The sequence below is a fragment of the Pseudomonas mangiferae genome (assembly GCF_007109405.1).
Lineage (GTDB): Bacteria > Pseudomonadota > Gammaproteobacteria > Pseudomonadales > Pseudomonadaceae > Pseudomonas_T > Pseudomonas_T mangiferae.
This window is the reverse complement of sequence record NZ_VJOY01000007.1, coordinates 60,399-76,626: the sequence shown is the minus strand read 5'-3', so window position 1 is coordinate 76,626 and position 16,228 is coordinate 60,399. Positions and strand designations below refer to the sequence as shown.

Here is a 16,228-nt window from a genome sequence, read left to right as displayed (position 1 = left end):
GGGCAGGCGCGGCATGGGTGGACGAGAAGGGCGTCAGTGGGGCGACGCAGGAGGCAGCAGTGGATCGAAGCGCGGGTCGAACGCCGCCTCGACCTGCAATTGCCGGGGGATCAGGCGGGCCGCAAAGAACGCGTCGGCCAGGCGCTGCTGCAGGGCGATCACCCGTGCGTCGAGGGGCACGTAGCGCAGCGCCTGGCGGTCGAGCATCTCCTCCACCAGCGGCGCCGGCAACCGGGTGGCGGCCACCAGTGCCCGGGCCCAGTCGCGGGGGTGCGCGGTGGCCCATACCTGGGCCCGGGCCAGGCGCTGCAGCAGGTCGCCGAGCCGGTCGCGGCGCCGCGGGTCGGCCAGGGCGCGCTCGCTGGCCAGGGTGAAGTTCAGCCCGGTCTCCGGCCACGGCGTGCCATCCGCCAGCACCCGGGCACCGCGGGACGTGGCCTGGCCGACGAAGGGGTACCAGACCGCCCAGGCATCCAGGTGGCCGCTGGCGAAGGCGGTCTGCCCATCCAGGGGGCTGACGTAGCGCACCTGCACGTCGTCCATGCCCAGCCCCGCGCGCGCCAGGGCGGCCAGCAGCAGGTAGTGGCCGCTGCTGCCCTTGGCCACCCCGATGCGCTGGCCGCGCAGGTCCTCCAGGCGCCGGATCGGCGAATCGCCGGGGACCAGCAGGGCGTTGTTGGTCTGCGCGCCCTCGGCGGCGCCGATGATCCGCACCGCGTAGCCGCCGGCCTGGGCGAACACCGGCGGCGCGTTGCCCACCACCCCCAGGTCGATGGCGTCGGCGTTCAGCGCCTCCAGCAGCGCCGGCCCGGTACCGAACGGGTGCCACACCGGGGCCGGGTCCAGACCGCGGTCCTCCCCCGAAGCCTGCAAGAGGGCCTGGGTCAGGCCGTTCTGGTCGCCGATGCGCAACGGCGCGTCGGCCAGGCAGCGCGCAGCCAGCAGGCAGAGCAGGAGTGCCGCCCAGGGGCATGAAGGACGGCGGAGGCACTGGGCAAGGCGGGGCAATGGCGGCATGGTTCGGGTTCTCCTCGAGGCCGAGCCAGTATGTCCAGCGCCCCTTCCGCCCTCCATGCCAAACACCCCTCGTTTGCTGCCACGCCCGGGCCGCGCGAGGTGGTCGCCCTGGTGTTTCCCGGCGCACTGCTGCTCAACGCGGCCGGGCCACTGGAAGTCTTCGCCGCGGTGCCGCGGGTCCTGCCGGCCTTCGCCGCGGGGGCGCCCTACCGGATTCGCCTGGCCTCCCGGGACGGCGGCCTGGTGGACACGGTGTCGGGCATCGCGGTGGCCACGGCGTCCCTGGCGGAGATCGATGCCGGTCCCGGCCCCCTCGACACGCTGATCGTGATCGGCGGTCCCGGCGTGGACCAGGCCGAGCACGACGAAACCGTGGCCGCCTGGCTGGCCGCCCGGGCGGCGGGTGTCCGGCGGATCTGCTCCATCGGCTCAGGCGCCTTCGTCCTGGCGGCCGCCGGCCTGCTGAGCGGGCGGCGGGCGGTGACCCACTGGAAGTTCGCCGACGGCCTGCAGCGGCGGCATCCGGACGTCCAGGTGGAGCGCCAGGCGCTCTACCTGCAGGACGGCGAACTCTGGACCTCTGGCGGCGCCGCGGCCGGCATCGACCTGGGCCTCGCCCTGGTGGAGCAGGACCTGGGCCCCAGCGCCGCCCTCGACCTGGCGCGCTACTTCACCGTGTTCCTCCAGCGCTCCGCCGGGCAACCGCAGATCAGCGCGCCCCTCAGGGCCCAGGGCGAGGCCCTGCGCCATGCCCGCGGCCAGCGCCTGGCGCGGCTGCACGGGTGGATCGCCGAGCACCTGGGGGACGACCTGCGGGTCGAGCGGCTGGCCGAACGGGCGGGCATGAGCCCGCGGCACTTCGCCCGCGCCTACGTGGAGGCCACCGGCAGCACCCCGGCCCAGGCGGTGGAGGCCCTGCGCCTGGAAGCGGCCTGCCGGCGGCTGGAGGCCGGCGACGAAGCCCTCAAGCACATCGCCGCGACCCTCGGCTTCGGCAACGAGGAGCGCCTGCGCCGGCTCTTCCAGCGCCGCTTGGGCTGCAGCCCCCAGGCCTATCGACACCAGGCGCGGGCCCTGCACCCACCGGGCGCCGGGCAGACCGGCTACCGCCATGGCCCGCCGCTGGCCATCCCCCTCGACCATCTGGCGGTGTGATGGCGCATCAGCCCCAGGCGATCGTTCGAACGCACCGGGACGGCTATTCAATATTCTTTACATCGTCGCCGAGCGGCGCCTTGTAACGTTCGTTTTCCTGCACATAGACTGGCGCTTCCCTCTTCTTTCGCGAGCAGGCCCATGTCCATCGAACGCATCGTCGACTTCGCCCAGGTCGACACGTCGCCCGAACGCTATCGTCCGGCGGCGGAGAAAATCCTCAAGGGCGACCCCGAACAGAGCGTGCGCAATCACTACGGCAGCCCCTGCGGGCAGTTCTCCGCGGGCATCTGGGAAGGCGCCGTGGGGCAATGGACGGTGAACTACACCGAGCACGAATACTGCGAGATCCTCCAGGGCGTCTCGGTGCTGCGGGACCACGAGGGCGCCGCCAAGACCCTGCGCACCGGTGACCGCTTCGTCATCCCCGCCGGGTTCCGCGGCACCTGGGAGGTACTGGAGCCCTGCCGCAAGGTCTACGTGGTCTTCGAGCAGGCCTGAGCCTTTCCCGCCGGCAATAAAAAACCCGCCGGGAGGCGGGTTCTTCGCAAGGGCCGCGATCAATTACTTGATCTTGGCTTCCTTGTAGATCACGTGCTTGCGCACGACAGGATCGTACTTCTTGATTTCGATCTTGTCGGGGGTGGTGCGCTTGTTCTTGTCGGTGGTGTAGAAGTGGCCGGTACCGGCGCTGGACACCAAACGAATCAGGTCACGCATGATTGTCTCCTTAAACCTTTTCGCCGCGAGCGCGCAGCTCGGACAGAACGACGTCAATGCCACGCTTGTCGATGATGCGCATGCCCTTGGCGGAAACGCGCAGACGCACGAAGCGCTTCTCGGACTCGACCCAGAAGCGGTGATGCTGCAGGTTCGGCAGGAAACGACGGCGGGTTTTGTTGTGTGCGTGGGAAATGTTATTCCCGGTGACCGGACCCTTACCGGTCACTTGACAGACTCTCGACATGCCTCAGCCCTCTAAGACCACATGCCCAACCCGGCATGGGTTGGCCGCTTGAACTCATATTTATGGGCGTGTTCACGCCCGTCTCGTCAGGGTCTTACCGGCCGCACACGCACCGCGAAGGACCGGGCCCCTAGAAAAGAGCGCTGCTTTATACCAGAACACCCCCGCCCCCGCAAGGACGGAAAGCCCCGCCGGTAGCCGTGCGCAGCCCCGCCCGCCGGGCTCTGCGGCCGGTCAAGACACCGCTCGTCGCGCCGCGCGATTGTTCCGCTTTTCGCCTTGGTCTAGGGTAGGGCCCGCCCCTCGCCCATTCTCGACAGGAATCCGCGCCCATGCGTCTCGCCGCCCTGCCCCTGCTGTTCGCCCCCCTGCTGGCCCAGGCCGCCAGCCTGAGCGTGTGCACCGAAGCCAGCCCGGACGGGTTCGACGTGGTGCAGTACAACGCCCTGACCACCACCAATGCCTCGGCCGACGTGCTGATGAACCGCCTGGTGGAGTTCGATGCCGCCCAGGGCAAGGTGGTGCCGAGCCTGGCCCAGCGCTGGGAAGTCTCGGAGGACGGCCTGAGCTACCGCTTCGAGCTGCGCCAGGACGTGCGCTTCCACCACACCGATTACTTCAACCCGAGCCGCCCGCTGAACGCCGACGACGTGGTGTTCAGCTTCCAGCGCATGCTCGACCCGGCCAACCCCTGGCACAAGGTGGCCGCCAGCGGCTTTCCCCACGCCCAGTCGATGCAGCTGCCGAGCCTGATCAAGGCGGTGGAGAAGCTCGATCCCTACACCGTGCGCTTCACCCTGAACACTCCGGACGCCACCTTCCTCGCCATGCTCAGCATGGGCTTCGCCTCCATCTATTCCGCCGAGTACACCGACCAGCTGATGCGCGCCGGCACGCCGGATAAACTCAACAGCGCCCCGATCGGCACCGGCCCGTTCGTGTTCAAGCGTTTCCAGAAGGATGCGGTGGTGCGCTACACCGCCAACCCGGACTACTTCGGCGGCAAGCCCAAGGTGGACGGCCTGATCTTCGCCATCACCCCGGACGCCAACGTGCGCCTGCAGAAGCTCAAGCGCAACGAATGCCAGATCGCCCTCTCGCCCAAGCCCCTGGACGTGCAGCAGGCCCGCGGCGACGCAAACCTGGCGGTGAGCGAGACACCGGCCTTCATGACGGCTTTCGTCGCCCTCAACAGCCAGCACCCACCCCTGGACAACCCCAAGGTCCGCCAGGCGATCAACCTGGCCTTCGACAAGGCCAGCTACCTCAAGACGGTGTTCGAAGGCAGCGCCACCGAGGCCAACGGCCCCTACCCGCCCACGACCTGGAGCTACGCCAAGGACCAGCCCGGCTATGCCCATGACCCCGAGAAGGCCAAGGCATTGCTGGCCGAGGCCGGCCTGGCCCAGGGCTTCAAGACCACTATCTGGACCCGCCCCTCGGGCAGCCTGCTCAACCCGAACCCCAGCCTGGGCGCCCAGTTGCTGCAGGCCGACCTGGCGAAGATCGGGGTCCAGGCCGAGATCCGCGTGATCGAATGGGGCGAGCTGATCCGCCGCGCCAAGGCCGGCGAGCACGACCTGCTGTTCATGGGCTGGTCGGGGGACAACGGCGACCCGGACAACTTCCTCACCCCGCAATTCGCCTGCGCCAGCGTGCAGTCCGGGCTGAACTTCGCCCGCTACTGCGACAAGACCCTCGACGACCTGATCGGCCAGGGCAAGGCCGTGGCCGACCCGGCCAAGCGCAGCGCGCTCTACCAGCAGGCGCAGCGGATCATCCACGACCAGGCGTTGTGGCTGCCACTGGCCCACCCGACCGCCGCGGCGCTCCTGCGCAAGAACGTCACGGGCTACCAGGCCAACCCGTTTGGCCGCCAGGACTTCTCCGCGGTGGCGCTGTGAACACGGGCCTCGCCGGCCAGTTGCTGCCGGTCTTCCAGTTCAGCGAGCGGCATGCCCTGGACGTCCAGGCGGCGCCCGGGCGCATTCTCGACGCCATCGAGCAGACCTCCGACGAAGACGATCCCCTGGTGCGGCTGCTCCTCCAGGTGCGTGAGGCGCCCGCGCGCCTGGCGTTGCGCCTGGGCCTGCGCAACGGCCTAGCCGAGCGACCACGCTTCGGCCTGCATGCCTTCACCCCACTGGGGCGAGCCGATGACCGGGAAATCGCCTTCGGCCTGATCGGGCGCTTCTGGCGCAGCGACTTCGGCCTGCGCCCCTGCACGAACGGCGACGATTTCCGCGCTTTCCGCGAACCCGGCACCGCCAAGCTGCTGCTGCACTTCCGTTGCGAAGAAGGCGCCCACGGCGCGCGGCTGCACACGGAAACCCGGGTGTATTGGCCGGACCGGCGCAGCCGCCTGCTGTTCACCCCCTACTGGCTGGCCATCCGCCCGGTCAGCGGCCTGATCCGCCAGCGCCTGCTGCGGGACATCCGCCGCCGCACCCTCGACGCCTAGGCCTCACAGCAGGCCCCGCTCCGCCAGGGACAGCGGCTCGCCGTCGCCGACGATGAAATGGTCCAGCAGGCGCACGTCGATCAGCGCCAGCGCTTCCTTCAGCCGCAGGGTGAGCTTCTGGTCCGCCTGGCTCGGCTCGGCGATGCCCGAGGGGTGGTTGTGGGTGATGATCAGGGCTGCCGCGTTGTGGGCCAGGGCGCGCCGGACCACCTGCCGCGGGTAGACGTTGGCGGTGTCGATGGTGCCGTGGAACAGCACCTCGAAGGCCAGCGCCCGGTGCTTGGCGTCCAGGAACAGGCAGCCGAACACTTCGTGGCGCTCGTGGCGCAGCTGGGCCTTGAGGTAGTCGCGCACCGCCTGCGGGCTCTCCAGGGCGGAATCCCGGCGCAGGCGCTCGGCCAGGTGGCGCCGCCCCATCTCCAGCACCGCCTGCAGCTGGGTGAACTTCGCCGGCCCCAGGCCGAGGCGCCGGCTGAACGCCGTCAGGTCCGCCTCCAGCAGCTGGCGCAGGCTGCCGAAGTCGTTGAGCAGGTGCCGCGCCAGGTCCACCGCGCTCTGCCCGGCGACCCCGGTGCGCAGGAAGATCGCCAGCAATTCGGCATCGGTCAGCATCGCCGCGCCCTGCTCCAGCAGTTTCTCCCGGGGCCGCTCCTGGGCCGGCCATTCTCGAATGCTCATGCATACCTCCGTGTACGGGTTGAACGGCGCCCAGGGCGGGCACCGGGCGGCCATTCCGTGGCCGCGAAGGGATAGCCTAGCCCAGCTTCGCCAAGTCGCTCGCAGCGCCCGCGCGCGGTGCGCCGAGGACGCAGGAGCGTTCCCCTGTGCCGCCCCGGACCCTGTGCTATCTTAGCCCCCGACTTCGCGCGGCGGCCGGCCTGGGGAGGCGTCTCCGCCGCGCATGGAACCCTCTATAAAAGGCAGGCCTATGCAGCGGCTTTATCGGAAACGCATCGTTCTGGGCGTGGGCGGCGGGATCGCCGCATACAAGAGTGCCGAGCTGGTCCGCCGCCTGCGCGATCAGGGCGCCGAAGTCCGGGTCGTGATGACCCGCGGCGGGCGCGAATTCATCACCCCGCTGACCCTTCAGGCCCTCTCCGGGCACCCCGTTCACCTCGACCTGCTGGACCCCGCCGCGGAAGCCGCCATGGGCCACATCGAGCTGGCCCGCTGGGCCGACCTGGTCCTGGTGGCGCCGGCCACCGCCGACCTGATGGCGCGCCTGACCCAGGGCATCGCCGACGACCTGCTGACCACCCTGGTGCTGGCCACCGACGCCCCCGTGGCCCTCGCCCCGGCGATGAACCAGGCCATGTGGCGCGACCCTTCCACCCAGGCCAACGCCGAGGTGCTCGGCAAGCGCGGCATCCGCCTGTTCGGCCCGGCCGCCGGCAGCCAGGCCTGCGGCGACGTGGGCCCCGGCCGCATGCTGGAAGCCGAGCAGCTGGCGCAGCTGGCCGCCGACTGCTTCCAGCGCCGCGCCCTGGACGGCCGGCATGTGCTGATCACCGCCGGCCCGACCCGGGAGAATATCGACCCGGTGCGCTACATCACCAACCACAGCTCCGGGAAGATGGGCTTCTCCCTGGCCGAGGCCGCCGCCGAGGCAGGTGCCAAGGTGACCCTGGTCACCGGCCCGGTGCACCTGCCGACCCCCGACCGGGTCAACCGGGTCGACGTCATCAGCGCCCGCGACATGCTGGCCGCCTGCGAGGCGGCGATGCCCTGCGACCTGCTGATCGCCGCCGCCGCGGTGGCGGACTACCGGCCCGAAGTGGTGGCGCCGCACAAAATGAAGAAAGACCCCGCCAGTGGCGAGGGCCTGCTGTTGCAACTGGTGCGTAACCCCGACATCCTCGCCACCCTCGCACGCCGTGACGACCGCCCCTTCAGCGTCGGCTTCGCGGCGGAAACCGAGCACCTGCTGGAATACGCCTCGCGCAAGCTCAGGGACAAGAACCTCGACCTGATCGTGGCGAACGACGTGGCGAACCCCGCCATCGGTTTCAACAGCGAGGAAAACGCCATCACCATCATCGACCGCGACCTGCGGCAGACCAGCCTGGCGCAGACCAGCAAGAGCAAGATCGCCCGGCAACTGGTCGCCTTCATCGCCGAACGTCTCAATCAGGCCTGAGCCCTATGCACGCCCTGCAAGCGAAGATCCTCGACCCGCGCCTGGGTCGCGATTTCCCCCTGCCCCAGTACGCCACCCCCGGTTCCGCCGGGCTCGACCTGCGCGCCATGAGCGAGCAGCCGCTGTCCCTCGAACCGGGCCAGACCGTGCTGATCCCTACCGGCCTGGCGATCCACATCGCCGACCCCGGCCTCGCCGCCCTGGTGCTGCCGCGCTCGGGCCTCGGCCACAAGCACGGCATCGTGCTGGGCAACCTGGTGGGCCTGATCGACTCGGACTACCAGGGCGAACTGATGGTGTCCTGCTGGAACCGTGGCCAGACGACCTTCGAGATCGCCGTCGGCGAGCGCATCGCCCAGCTGGTGCTGGTGCCGGTGGTGCAGGCCCGGTTCGAGGTGGTCGAGGCCTTCGACGATCACAGCCCCAGCCAGCGTGGCGCGGGCGGCTTCGGACATTCCGGCAGCCACTGACCCCCTACCGCAGGACGACCGCCCGGGAGACGTTCCGTTGAAACTCTTCAAGCGTACCGCCAAGGACGATGACAGCCTGACCCTCACCCCGCTGGAGCCGGTCGTGCGCCCCGCCGGCCGCTTCGGCGTGGCCCTGCCGGCCGTGGTGGCCTGCGTCGCCGGCGTGCTCGCCGCCGGCGCGCTGCTGTGGTTCGGCAGCCTCGAAGGCGCCCGCCAGCAGGAACGCCAGCGCCTGCTCCAGGCCTGGGGCGCCGGCCAGGCGGCGACGCTGCAGAAGGCCCTGGCGCAACTGGCCCGGGACACCGACGTGGCGGCGCGCAACCCGGCCCTGGTCCAGGCACTGCAGAGCCAGCAACCGGCCCAGGTGCTGGCGGCCGAGCAGGCCCTCACCTACTGGGGCGACGTGGTGGACGCCTACGTCAACCTGCCCGGCCAGGCGCAGCCCACCTCGGAGCGGGCCGCACCGCTGAACTTCGCCGCCCTCGACCTGCTGCGGCGGACCGAGAGCGGCCCGCAACCCGCGCCGGAAGCCTACCGGATCGGCCAGCGCTGGCTGGTCTACAGTGCCGCGCCGCTGCGCGCCGGCGATGGCCTGCCGGCCCAGGGCACGCTGCTGCTGGCGGTGGACCTGCAACGGCTGCTGCGGACCCTGCCGCCGCTCCCGGAGGACGCCGGCCAGTGGCGCCTGGTCCAGCAGTTCGGCAGCGCCACGCCGCAGACCCTCGCCCAGGGCGGGCAGGCCGGCGTCGCCGCGGCGGAGAGCTTCCCCACCGGCAACCCCCACTGGAAGCTGGAATTCGTGCCCGGCCCGGCCTTCGCCCAGGCCGGCGGCTCGCCGCTGCTGCTGGGCCTGGCCGCGCTGCTGGCCCTGGCCGGCGGGCTGACCGGGCTGTACCTGCAGCGCCAGTCCCTGCAGCACCGCCTGCGGGACGACGTCCTGGCCCTCAACCAGATGGTCCAAGAACTCTCGACCGGCAAGAGCGTCAAAGCCTTCGCCCTGAAGCTCCCGGCCCTGGACCTGTTGGCCCAGACCCTGATCCGTCAGGCCCGTCGCAAGAGCGCGCCGGCCGCCCCGGCAGCGGCGCCCCTCGTGGAAGCCGCCCCCGTCGCGCTGGCGCCCGCCCCGCCGGTCCGGCCGGCGACCGATGCGCTGACCGACCCACTTTTTCAAGATACCGACATCCTCGATATCGACATCCTCGACGAAGACCAGGACCTCCTGGGATTGGAGCAAGCCCCGATTATGAGCACCCCACAGCACGCCCCCAACCTGCCCGCCAGCATCTTCCGCGCCTATGACATCCGCGGCGTGGTCGGCGATACGCTCACCGCCGAAAGCGCCTACTGGATCGGCCGCGCCATCGGCTCGGAGAGCCTGGCCCGTGGCGAGCCCAATGTCGCCGTCGGCCGCGACGGCCGCCTTTCCGGTCCCGAGCTGGTGCAGGGCCTGATCCAGGGTCTGCTGGACTGCGGCTGCCGGGTCAGCGACGTCGGCATGGTGCCGACCCCGGTGCTCTACTACGCGACCCACGTGCTGGAAGGCAAATCCGGCGTGATGCTCACCGGCAGCCACAACCCGCCGGACTACAACGGCTTCAAGATCGTCATCGCCGGCGACACCCTGGCCAACGAAAGCATTACCGCGCTGCACACCCGCATCCAGAACAACGACCTGGCCAGCGGCGTCGGCAGCGTCGAGCAGGTGGAAATCCTCGACCGCTACTTCAAGCAGATCCGCGACGACGTGGCGATGGCCAAGCCCATGCGCGTGGTGGTGGACTGCGGCAACGGCGTCGCCGGGGTGATCGCTCCGCGCCTGATCGAGGCCCTGGGCTGCAGCGTGATCCCGCTGTTCTGCGACGTGGACGGCCACTTCCCGAACCACCACCCGGACCCGGGCAAGCCGGAAAACCTGAAGGACCTGATCGCCAAGGTCAAGGCGGAGAACGCCGACCTGGGCCTGGCCTTCGACGGCGACGGCGACCGCGTCGGGGTGGTGACCAACAACGGCACCATCATCTACCCCGACCGCCTGCTGATGCTGTTCGCCAAGGACGTGGTCTCGCGCAACCCGGGCGCCGACATCATCTTCGACGTGAAATGCACCCGCCGCCTCACCGCCCTCATCAGCGGCTACGGCGGCCGCCCGGTGATGTGGAAGACCGGCCATTCGCTGATCAAAAAGAAGATGAAGGAAACCGGCGCCCTGCTGGCCGGCGAGATGAGCGGCCACGTGTTCTTCAAGGAGCGCTGGTTCGGCTTCGACGACGGCATCTACAGCGCCGCCCGCCTGCTGGAGATCCTCAGCCAGGACAAGCGCGACGCGGAACACGTGTTCTCGGCGTTCCCCAGCGACGTTTCCACCCCCGAGATCAACATCACCGTCACCGACGAGACCAAGTTCCGCCTGATCGAGCGCCTGCAGCGCGACGGCCACTGGGGCGAGGCCAACCTCACCACCCTGGACGGCGTGCGCGTCGACTACCCCAAGGGCTGGGGCCTGATCCGCGCCTCCAACACCACGCCGGTGCTGGTGCTGCGCTTCGAGGCGGACAGCGAGGAAGAACTCAAGCGCATCCAGGAAGTCTTCCGCGCCCAGCTCTACGCCGTGGCCCCGGACCTGACCCTGCCGTTCTGAGTCCTCTGCGTCGCGCAGCCCCACCGCCCCGGTCCGCCTCGCGCGCACCGGGGCTCGTTCTTCATCCAGCCGTCGGCCCACCGTTTCACTGGAGTCCCCATGACCCACAGCCGTGAAGTCGCTACCCAAGTCGCCCAGGTCCTGTCCGAGGCGCTGCCCTACATCCGCCGCTTCGTCGGCAAGACCCTGGTGGTCAAGTACGGCGGCAACGCCATGGAAAGCGACGAGCTCAAGGCCGGCTTCGCCCGCGACATGGTGCTGATGAAGGCAGTGGGCATCAACCCGGTGGTGGTGCACGGGGGCGGCCCGCAGATCGGCGACCTGCTGAACCGGCTCTCCATCGAGAGCCGGTTCATCGACGGCATGCGAGTCACCGACGCACAGACCATGGACGTGGTAGAGATGGTGCTGGGCGGCCTGGTGAACAAGGACATCGTCAACCTGATCAACCGCCACGGCGGCAGCGCCATCGGCCTGACCGGCAAGGACGCCGAGCTGATCCGGGCGAAGAAACTCACCGTGACCCGCAAGACGCCGGAGATGACCCAGCCGGAGATCATCGACATCGGCCACGTCGGCGAGGTCACCGGGGTCAACGTCGAGCTGCTGAACATGCTGGTGCGCGGCAATTTCATCCCGGTGATCGCGCCCATCGGCGTCGGCCCGGAGGGCGAGTCCTACAACATCAACGCCGACCTGGTGGCGGGCAAGGTGGCCGAGGCGCTCAGGGCTGAGAAGCTGATGCTGCTGACCAACATCGCCGGACTGATGGACAAGCAGGGCGAGGTGCTCACCGGGCTGTCCACCGAGCAGGTCGACGCGCTGATCGCCGACGGCACCATCTACGGCGGCATGCTGCCGAAGATTCGTTGCGCTCTGGAGGCGGTGCAGGGTGGCGTCACCAGTGCGCACATCATCGACGGGCGCGTGCCCAATGCCGTGCTGCTGGAGATCTTCACCGATACCGGGGTCGGCACGCTGATCACCAACCGCCGCCGCGCCTGAATCCGCCACCCATGAAAAAGGCCGCTCGAACGCGGCCTTTTTTATGTCAGGGGGACGTGGACGTCCCCATCAGCTGGGCGATCCGCGCGCGGTCGGCACCGAAGGTCTGCTCGGTCTGCTGGCGCGTGTCCTGGTAGCGCTGGATGTCCTTCTCCAGACGTTGCTGCTCGTCCTTGAGATCGGCGATCTGGCCGACCAGCACATCCGGCACCGTACGACCGGCGCGCTCCATGTCGGCGGCGCGGCTCTGCAGGTTGTCCTGCTGCACCTTGAGGGACTGCAGGTTGCCGCGGACCACGCTGATCAGGCCATCGATCTCGCCCAGCTTGCGCTTGAGGGCGCGGTCCACGTCGTCGACGCTGGAATACAGGCGCAGCAGCTGTGCATCGGAGGTGGCCTGGGCCTTGGCCTGCAGCCGCTGCTGCATTTCCTCGGGGGACGGGGCCGGCGGTACCACCTGGATCACCCGACCCTGGTCGTTCAGGACCTGGTAGCCCTTGCTGACGAACTCCGGCGGCACGCCCTGGCGGTCGAGCACCGTCACGCCCTTGTCGTTGACGTAGCGGTACAGCTCGCCCGCGGCCTGTACCGGCAACGTGCAGCAGAGGCTGAGCAACAGCGTCAGGCGAATCGCTTCCTGTCTGGCCATGGCAGGCTTCCTGTGATCGTCAGATGCCGTACTGGGCGCGGTAGGCTTCCACCGCGGGCAAGTGTTTCTTCAGTTCAGCATCTTCGGCCAGATAGTCCAGCACCTGGTCCAGGCCCACGATGCTCACCACCGGCATGCCGAAATCGCGCTCCACTTCCTGGATCGCCGACAGCTCGCCGCGACCGCGCTCCTGGCGGTTCATGGCGATCAGCACACCGGCCGGGCGGGCGCCCTGGGCCTCGATGATCTGCATCACCTCGCGAATCGCGGTGCCGGCGGTGATCACGTCGTCGACGATCATCACCCGGCCACGCAGCGGCGCGCCCACCAGGGTACCGCCCTCGCCGTGCTCCTTGGCTTCCTTGCGGTTGAAGCACCAAGGCAGGTCGCGCTCGTGGTGCTCGGCCAGCGCCACCGCCGTGGCGGCGGCCAGGGGAATGCCCTTGTAGGCCGGCCCGAACAGCACGTCGAAGTCCAGCCCGCTGTCGGCCAGGGCCGCGGCGTAAAAGCGCCCGAGACGGGCCAGGGCGAGGCCGCTGTCGAACAGGCCGGCGTTGAAGAAATAGGGACTGGTGCGCCCGGACTTGAGGGTGAATTCGCCGAAACGCAGGACCCCGCGCTCGATGGCGAAACGAATGAAATCGCGCTGGTACGCCTGCATAGGAAGAGCCCCGGACTGCACGGATTCAGCTATGAATTTAGCTAATGGGAATGAGCTCGGGTATCATACACGGACGTGTTTTTGGGGGCCATTTATGCGGATCATCAGTGTGAACGTGAATGGTATTCAGGCTGCCGCCGAGCGAGGACTCCTCAGCTGGCTGCAGGCGCAGAATGCCGACGTGATCTGCCTGCAAGACACCCGCGCCTCCGTCTTCGAACTGGATGACCCGGCCTTCCAACTGGATGGCTACTTCCTGTATGCCTGCGATGCCGAAGTCCCCGCCCAGGGCGGCGTGGCGCTCTATTCGCGGCAGCAACCCAAGGCGGTGATCAGCGGTCTGGGCTTCGAGATGGCCGACCGTTATGGGCGCTACCTGCAGGCAGATTTCGACAAGGTGAGCATCGCCACGCTGCTCCTGCCTTCCGGGCAAGGCGGTGACGAGAGCCTGAACCACAAGTTCAAGTTCATGGACGATTTCACCCACTACCTGAACAAGCAGCGCCGCAAGCGCCGTGAATACATCTACTGCGGGTCGCTGTACGTGGCCCACCAGAAGCTGGATGTGAAGAACTGGCGCGACTGCCAGCAGATGCCGGGCTTCCTGGCTCCGGAGCGGGCTTGGCTGGACGAGGTGTTCGGTAATTTCGGCTACGTCGACGCCCTGCGCGAAGTGAGCCGGGAAGGCGACCAGTTCAGCTGGTGGCCGGACAACGAACAGGCGGAGCTGCTCAACCTGGGCTGGCGCTTCGACTATCAGGTACTGACCCCGGGCATGCGCCGCTTCGTGCGCAGCGCACGGTTGCCGCGCCAGCCACGCTTCTCCCGGCACGCCCCGCTGATCGTCGACTACGACTGGACGCTGAGCATCTGACCCCGCCGCGCGCTCCGCGCGGCGCGCCTTCCATGCTTACTTCAGCAACCGCCAGGTGAAGGGGTAGCGATACGCCGCACCCTCGTTCGCCTTGATGCCGGCGATGATGGTCAGCACCAGAGCGCCGAGCCCCAGCAGACCGATCAGCAGGAAACCGATCACCACCAGCATCAGCAGCAGGCACACCAGCCCGGCCACCGCCACGGTGATCTGGAAATTCAGCGCCTCCTTGCCCTGCTGGTCGATGAAGGGGTCCTGGTCCTTCTTCAGCTGCCAGACGATCAGCGGCCCCAGCAGGTTGCCGAAGGGGAAGACCAGACCGAGGAACGCCGCGAAATGGCAAGCCATCGCCCATTGCCGGGCCTCGCGGCTCGGCGGTGGCATCAGTTCGCGGAATTCCATGGTCATGCCCTCACTCCGTCGCCAGCGCCGCGCGCTGCAGTTCGAACAGCTCGCGCATGCCTTTTTCGGCCAGGGCCAGCATCGCGGTGAGCTGCTCCGGCTGGAACGGCTCGCCCTCGGCGGTGCCCTGAATCTCGATGAAGCCACCGGCCTCGGTCATCACCACGTTGAGGTCGGTCTCGGCGGCGGAATCCTCCGGGTAGTCCAGGTCCAGCACCGGTTCGCCCTGGTACATGCCCACGGACACCGCGGCCACCATCTGCTTGAGGGGCGAGTGGCTGGCCTTGATGGCGCCGCGCTTCTTCAGCACCGCCAGGGCATCCACCAGGGCCACCATGGCGCCGGTGATGGACGCGGTGCGGGTACCGCCATCGGCCTGGATCACATCGCAATCGATGTACAGGGTGTTGTCGCCCAGCTTGGTCATGTCCAGCGCGGCGCGTAGCGAGCGGCCGATCAGGCGCTGGATCTCCAGGGTCCGGCCGCCCTGCTTGCCACGGCTGGCCTCGCGCTGGTTCCGCTCGCCGGTGGCCCGCGGCAGCATGCCGTACTCGGCGGTCAGCCAGCCCTGGCCCTGCCCCTTGAGGAAGCGCGGCACGCCGGATTCCACGCTGGCGGTGCAGATCACCTTGGTATCGCCGAACTCCACCAGGACCGAGCCTTCGGCATGGCGGGTGTAGTTGCGAGTGATGCGGATCGGGCGCAGCTGGTCGGCGGCGCGGCCACTGGGACGCTTCATCGGTGAATACCTGTTTGGATCGAAAACTGCTGCGCATTATAGGGAACCCGGCGGGCGGCGGACATCCGCGGGCGCCAGCCGGCACGCCTTCGCCGGCCGGGGGTGACCGCGGCGCACGCCCCAGGTGGCGTTTGGCGTTACAATCCGGCGCCTTTCGTTCCCACTTTCCGAGAGGTAACCCCATGGTGCGCAGCATGACCGCCTTCGCCCGCGTCGAGAGGGCCGGCGCCCACGGCACCCTGAGCTGGGAGCTGCGCTCGGTCAACCACCGCTACCTGGAGCCGCACCTGCGCCTGCCGGACGCCTTCCGCGAACTGGAAGGCGCGGTGCGCGACGCCCTGCGCCAGGGGCTGTCCCGCGGCAAGGTGGAATGCACCCTGCGCTTCGCCGAGGAGAACCTCCGCGGCAGCCTGCAAGTGGACCGCGAGCGGGCCACCCAACTGGTCGCCGCCGCCGAGGCGGTCGCCGCGCTGATCGAGCGCCCGGCGCCCCTCAACCCCCTGGAGGTGCTGGCCTGGCCGGGCGTGCTGGTGGCCGACGTGGCCGATCCCCAGGCGCTGAACCGGGACGCCCTGTCCCTGTTCGAGCAGGCCCTAGACGAACTCAAGGCCGGCCGCGCCCGGGAAGGCGCCGACCTGGCGCGGCTGATCGACGACCGGCTGGACACCATCGGTGCGGAAGTCGCCGCGCTGCGCGAACTGGTCCCGCAGATGCTCGCCGCCCATCGCCATCGGATCGTCGAGCGCTTCCGTGACATGCAGGCCGAGCTGGACCCGCAGCGGCTGGAACAGGAACTGGTGCTGCTGGCCCAGAAGAGCGACGTCGCCGAGGAGCTGGACCGACTCGACACCCATGTCGGCGAAGTGCGACGGGTGCTCAAGGCCGGTGGCGCCGCCGGCCGGCGCCTGGATTTCCTCATGCAGGAACTCAACCGCGAGGCCAACACCCTGGGCTCCAAGGCCTTCGACACCCGCAGCACCCAGGCGGCGGTCAACCTGAAGGTGCTCATCGAACAGATGCGCGAGCAGGTTCAGAACATCGAATGACGCGCCC

Annotated in this window: 18 protein-coding genes; 10 read left to right on the top strand and 8 right to left on the bottom strand. The window is 69.0% G+C overall.

Annotated elements, in window-relative coordinates; genetic code table 11:
* Positions 1-33: 33 nt before the first annotated feature.
* Positions 34-1,017, bottom strand: a complete 984-nt coding sequence (locus tag FM069_RS11235; RefSeq protein ID WP_143488401.1) for an ABC transporter substrate-binding protein — start codon at positions 1,015-1,017, stop codon at positions 34-36.
* 30 nt (positions 1,018-1,047) lie between these two features.
* Between FM069_RS11235 and FM069_RS11230 the strand changes: the two genes are divergently transcribed.
* On the top strand, positions 1,048-2,172 hold the full coding sequence (locus FM069_RS11230) for a GlxA family transcriptional regulator (RefSeq protein WP_143488400.1): 1,125 nt from the start codon (positions 1,048-1,050) through the stop codon (positions 2,170-2,172).
* Positions 2,173-2,313: 141 nt separating this feature from the next.
* Complete coding sequence (locus FM069_RS11225; RefSeq protein WP_143488399.1) at positions 2,314-2,673, top strand: cupin domain-containing protein; 360 nt, start codon at positions 2,314-2,316, stop codon at positions 2,671-2,673.
* Positions 2,674-2,736: 63 nt separating this feature from the next.
* On the opposite strand, the gene rpmG is transcribed toward FM069_RS11225, so the two are convergent.
* Complete coding sequence (gene rpmG, locus FM069_RS11220; protein WP_014854577.1) at positions 2,737-2,892, bottom strand: 50S ribosomal protein L33; 156 nt, start codon at positions 2,890-2,892, stop codon at positions 2,737-2,739.
* 10 nt (positions 2,893-2,902) lie between these two features.
* Entirely contained in the window at positions 2,903-3,139 is a 237-nt protein-coding gene (rpmB, locus tag FM069_RS11215) for a 50S ribosomal protein L28 (RefSeq protein ID WP_143488398.1), read from the bottom strand.
* Between the two features lie 332 nt (positions 3,140-3,471).
* Here rpmB and FM069_RS11210 point away from each other — a divergent pair, with 332 nt between their 5' ends.
* On the top strand, positions 3,472-5,043 hold the full coding sequence (locus FM069_RS11210; RefSeq protein WP_143488397.1) for an ABC transporter substrate-binding protein: 1,572 nt from the start codon (positions 3,472-3,474) through the stop codon (positions 5,041-5,043).
* Positions 5,040-5,600 carry a hypothetical protein gene (locus FM069_RS11205; protein ID WP_143488396.1) on the top strand — a complete coding sequence of 187 codons (561 nt, stop codon included), beginning with the start codon at positions 5,040-5,042 and terminating at the stop codon, positions 5,598-5,600. The genes FM069_RS11210 and FM069_RS11205 overlap by 4 nt, the downstream gene beginning before the upstream one ends.
* Before the next feature lie 3 nt (positions 5,601-5,603).
* Here FM069_RS11205 and radC read toward each other — a convergent pair whose 3' ends face one another.
* Positions 5,604-6,278, bottom strand: a complete 675-nt coding sequence (gene radC / locus FM069_RS11200) for a RadC family protein (protein WP_143488395.1) — start codon at positions 6,276-6,278, stop codon at positions 5,604-5,606.
* 250 nt (positions 6,279-6,528) lie between these two features.
* Between radC and coaBC the strand changes: the two genes are divergently transcribed.
* From coaBC to argB, 4 genes are all read left to right on the top strand, one after another.
* Positions 6,529-7,737, top strand: coding sequence for a bifunctional phosphopantothenoylcysteine decarboxylase/phosphopantothenate--cysteine ligase CoaBC (gene coaBC, locus FM069_RS11195; protein WP_143488394.1), 1,209 nt, complete (start codon positions 6,529-6,531; stop codon positions 7,735-7,737).
* 5 nt (positions 7,738-7,742) lie between these two features.
* Positions 7,743-8,207: a dUTP diphosphatase gene (dut, locus tag FM069_RS11190; protein WP_143488393.1), complete on the top strand. Its 465-nt coding sequence runs from the start codon at positions 7,743-7,745 to the stop codon at positions 8,205-8,207.
* Positions 8,208-9,450: 1,243 nt separating this feature from the next.
* Entirely contained in the window at positions 9,451-10,845 is a 1,395-nt protein-coding gene (gene algC, locus FM069_RS21710) for a phosphomannomutase/phosphoglucomutase (protein ID WP_218570298.1), read from the top strand.
* A 99-nt stretch (positions 10,846-10,944) separates the two neighbouring features.
* Complete coding sequence (gene argB, locus FM069_RS11180; protein ID WP_143488391.1) at positions 10,945-11,850, top strand: acetylglutamate kinase; 906 nt, start codon at positions 10,945-10,947, stop codon at positions 11,848-11,850.
* Positions 11,851-11,896: 46 nt separating this feature from the next.
* Here argB and FM069_RS11175 read toward each other — a convergent pair whose 3' ends face one another.
* Together FM069_RS11175 and pyrE are read right to left on the bottom strand one after the other, a co-directional pair.
* Positions 11,897-12,499, bottom strand: coding sequence for a DUF4124 domain-containing protein (locus tag FM069_RS11175; protein ID WP_143488390.1), 603 nt, complete (start codon positions 12,497-12,499; stop codon positions 11,897-11,899).
* Between the two features lie 19 nt (positions 12,500-12,518).
* Positions 12,519-13,160 (bottom strand): orotate phosphoribosyltransferase, encoded by a 642-nt coding sequence (gene pyrE / locus FM069_RS11170; protein ID WP_143488389.1) that lies wholly within the window; start codon positions 13,158-13,160, stop codon positions 12,519-12,521.
* A gap of 94 nt (positions 13,161-13,254) precedes the next feature.
* Here pyrE and FM069_RS11165 point away from each other — a divergent pair, with 94 nt between their 5' ends.
* Positions 13,255-14,034 (top strand): exodeoxyribonuclease III, encoded by a 780-nt coding sequence (locus FM069_RS11165; RefSeq protein WP_143488388.1) that lies wholly within the window; start codon positions 13,255-13,257, stop codon positions 14,032-14,034.
* Positions 14,035-14,070: 36 nt separating this feature from the next.
* Here FM069_RS11165 and FM069_RS11160 read toward each other — a convergent pair whose 3' ends face one another.
* Entirely contained in the window at positions 14,071-14,442 is a 372-nt protein-coding gene (locus FM069_RS11160) for a DUF4870 domain-containing protein (protein WP_143488387.1), read from the bottom strand.
* A 4-nt stretch (positions 14,443-14,446) separates the two neighbouring features.
* Positions 14,447-15,175: a ribonuclease PH gene (gene rph, locus FM069_RS11155; protein ID WP_143488386.1), complete on the bottom strand. Its 729-nt coding sequence runs from the start codon at positions 15,173-15,175 to the stop codon at positions 14,447-14,449.
* Positions 15,176-15,357: 182 nt separating this feature from the next.
* Here rph and FM069_RS11150 point away from each other — a divergent pair, with 182 nt between their 5' ends.
* Entirely contained in the window at positions 15,358-16,221 is an 864-nt protein-coding gene (locus FM069_RS11150) for a YicC/YloC family endoribonuclease (protein WP_143488385.1), read from the top strand.
* Positions 16,222-16,228: the final 7 nt, after the last annotated feature.

Excerpts from the sequence above, each read along its gene's own strand:
- argB (WP_143488391.1), top strand. The coding sequence starts at position 10,945 with ATGACCCACAGCCGTGAAGTCGCTACCCAAGTCGCCCAGGTCCTGTCC.
- FM069_RS11165 (WP_143488388.1), top strand. The coding sequence starts at position 13,255 with ATGCGGATCATCAGTGTGAACGTGAATGGTATTCAGGCTGCCGCCGAG.
- rph (WP_143488386.1), bottom strand. The coding sequence starts at position 15,175 with ATGAAGCGTCCCAGTGGCCGCGCCGCCGACCAGCTGCGCCCGATCCGC.
- rpmB (WP_143488398.1), bottom strand. The coding sequence starts at position 3,139 with ATGTCGAGAGTCTGTCAAGTGACCGGTAAGGGTCCGGTCACCGGGAAT.
- pyrE (WP_143488389.1), bottom strand. The coding sequence starts at position 13,160 with ATGCAGGCGTACCAGCGCGATTTCATTCGTTTCGCCATCGAGCGCGGG.
- FM069_RS11210 (WP_143488397.1), top strand. The coding sequence starts at position 3,472 with ATGCGTCTCGCCGCCCTGCCCCTGCTGTTCGCCCCCCTGCTGGCCCAG.
- dut (WP_143488393.1), top strand. The coding sequence starts at position 7,743 with ATGCACGCCCTGCAAGCGAAGATCCTCGACCCGCGCCTGGGTCGCGAT.
- FM069_RS11235 (WP_143488401.1), bottom strand. The coding sequence starts at position 1,017 with ATGCCGCCATTGCCCCGCCTTGCCCAGTGCCTCCGCCGTCCTTCATGC.
- FM069_RS11175 (WP_143488390.1), bottom strand. The coding sequence starts at position 12,499 with ATGGCCAGACAGGAAGCGATTCGCCTGACGCTGTTGCTCAGCCTCTGC.
- coaBC (WP_143488394.1), top strand. The coding sequence starts at position 6,529 with ATGCAGCGGCTTTATCGGAAACGCATCGTTCTGGGCGTGGGCGGCGGG.
- FM069_RS11150 (WP_143488385.1), top strand. The coding sequence starts at position 15,358 with ATGGTGCGCAGCATGACCGCCTTCGCCCGCGTCGAGAGGGCCGGCGCC.
- rpmG (WP_014854577.1), bottom strand. The coding sequence starts at position 2,892 with ATGCGTGACCTGATTCGTTTGGTGTCCAGCGCCGGTACCGGCCACTTC.
- FM069_RS11225 (WP_143488399.1), top strand. The coding sequence starts at position 2,314 with ATGTCCATCGAACGCATCGTCGACTTCGCCCAGGTCGACACGTCGCCC.
- FM069_RS11230 (WP_143488400.1), top strand. The coding sequence starts at position 1,048 with ATGTCCAGCGCCCCTTCCGCCCTCCATGCCAAACACCCCTCGTTTGCT.
- algC (WP_218570298.1), top strand. The coding sequence starts at position 9,451 with ATGAGCACCCCACAGCACGCCCCCAACCTGCCCGCCAGCATCTTCCGC.
- radC (WP_143488395.1), bottom strand. The coding sequence starts at position 6,278 with ATGAGCATTCGAGAATGGCCGGCCCAGGAGCGGCCCCGGGAGAAACTG.
- FM069_RS11160 (WP_143488387.1), bottom strand. The coding sequence starts at position 14,442 with ATGACCATGGAATTCCGCGAACTGATGCCACCGCCGAGCCGCGAGGCC.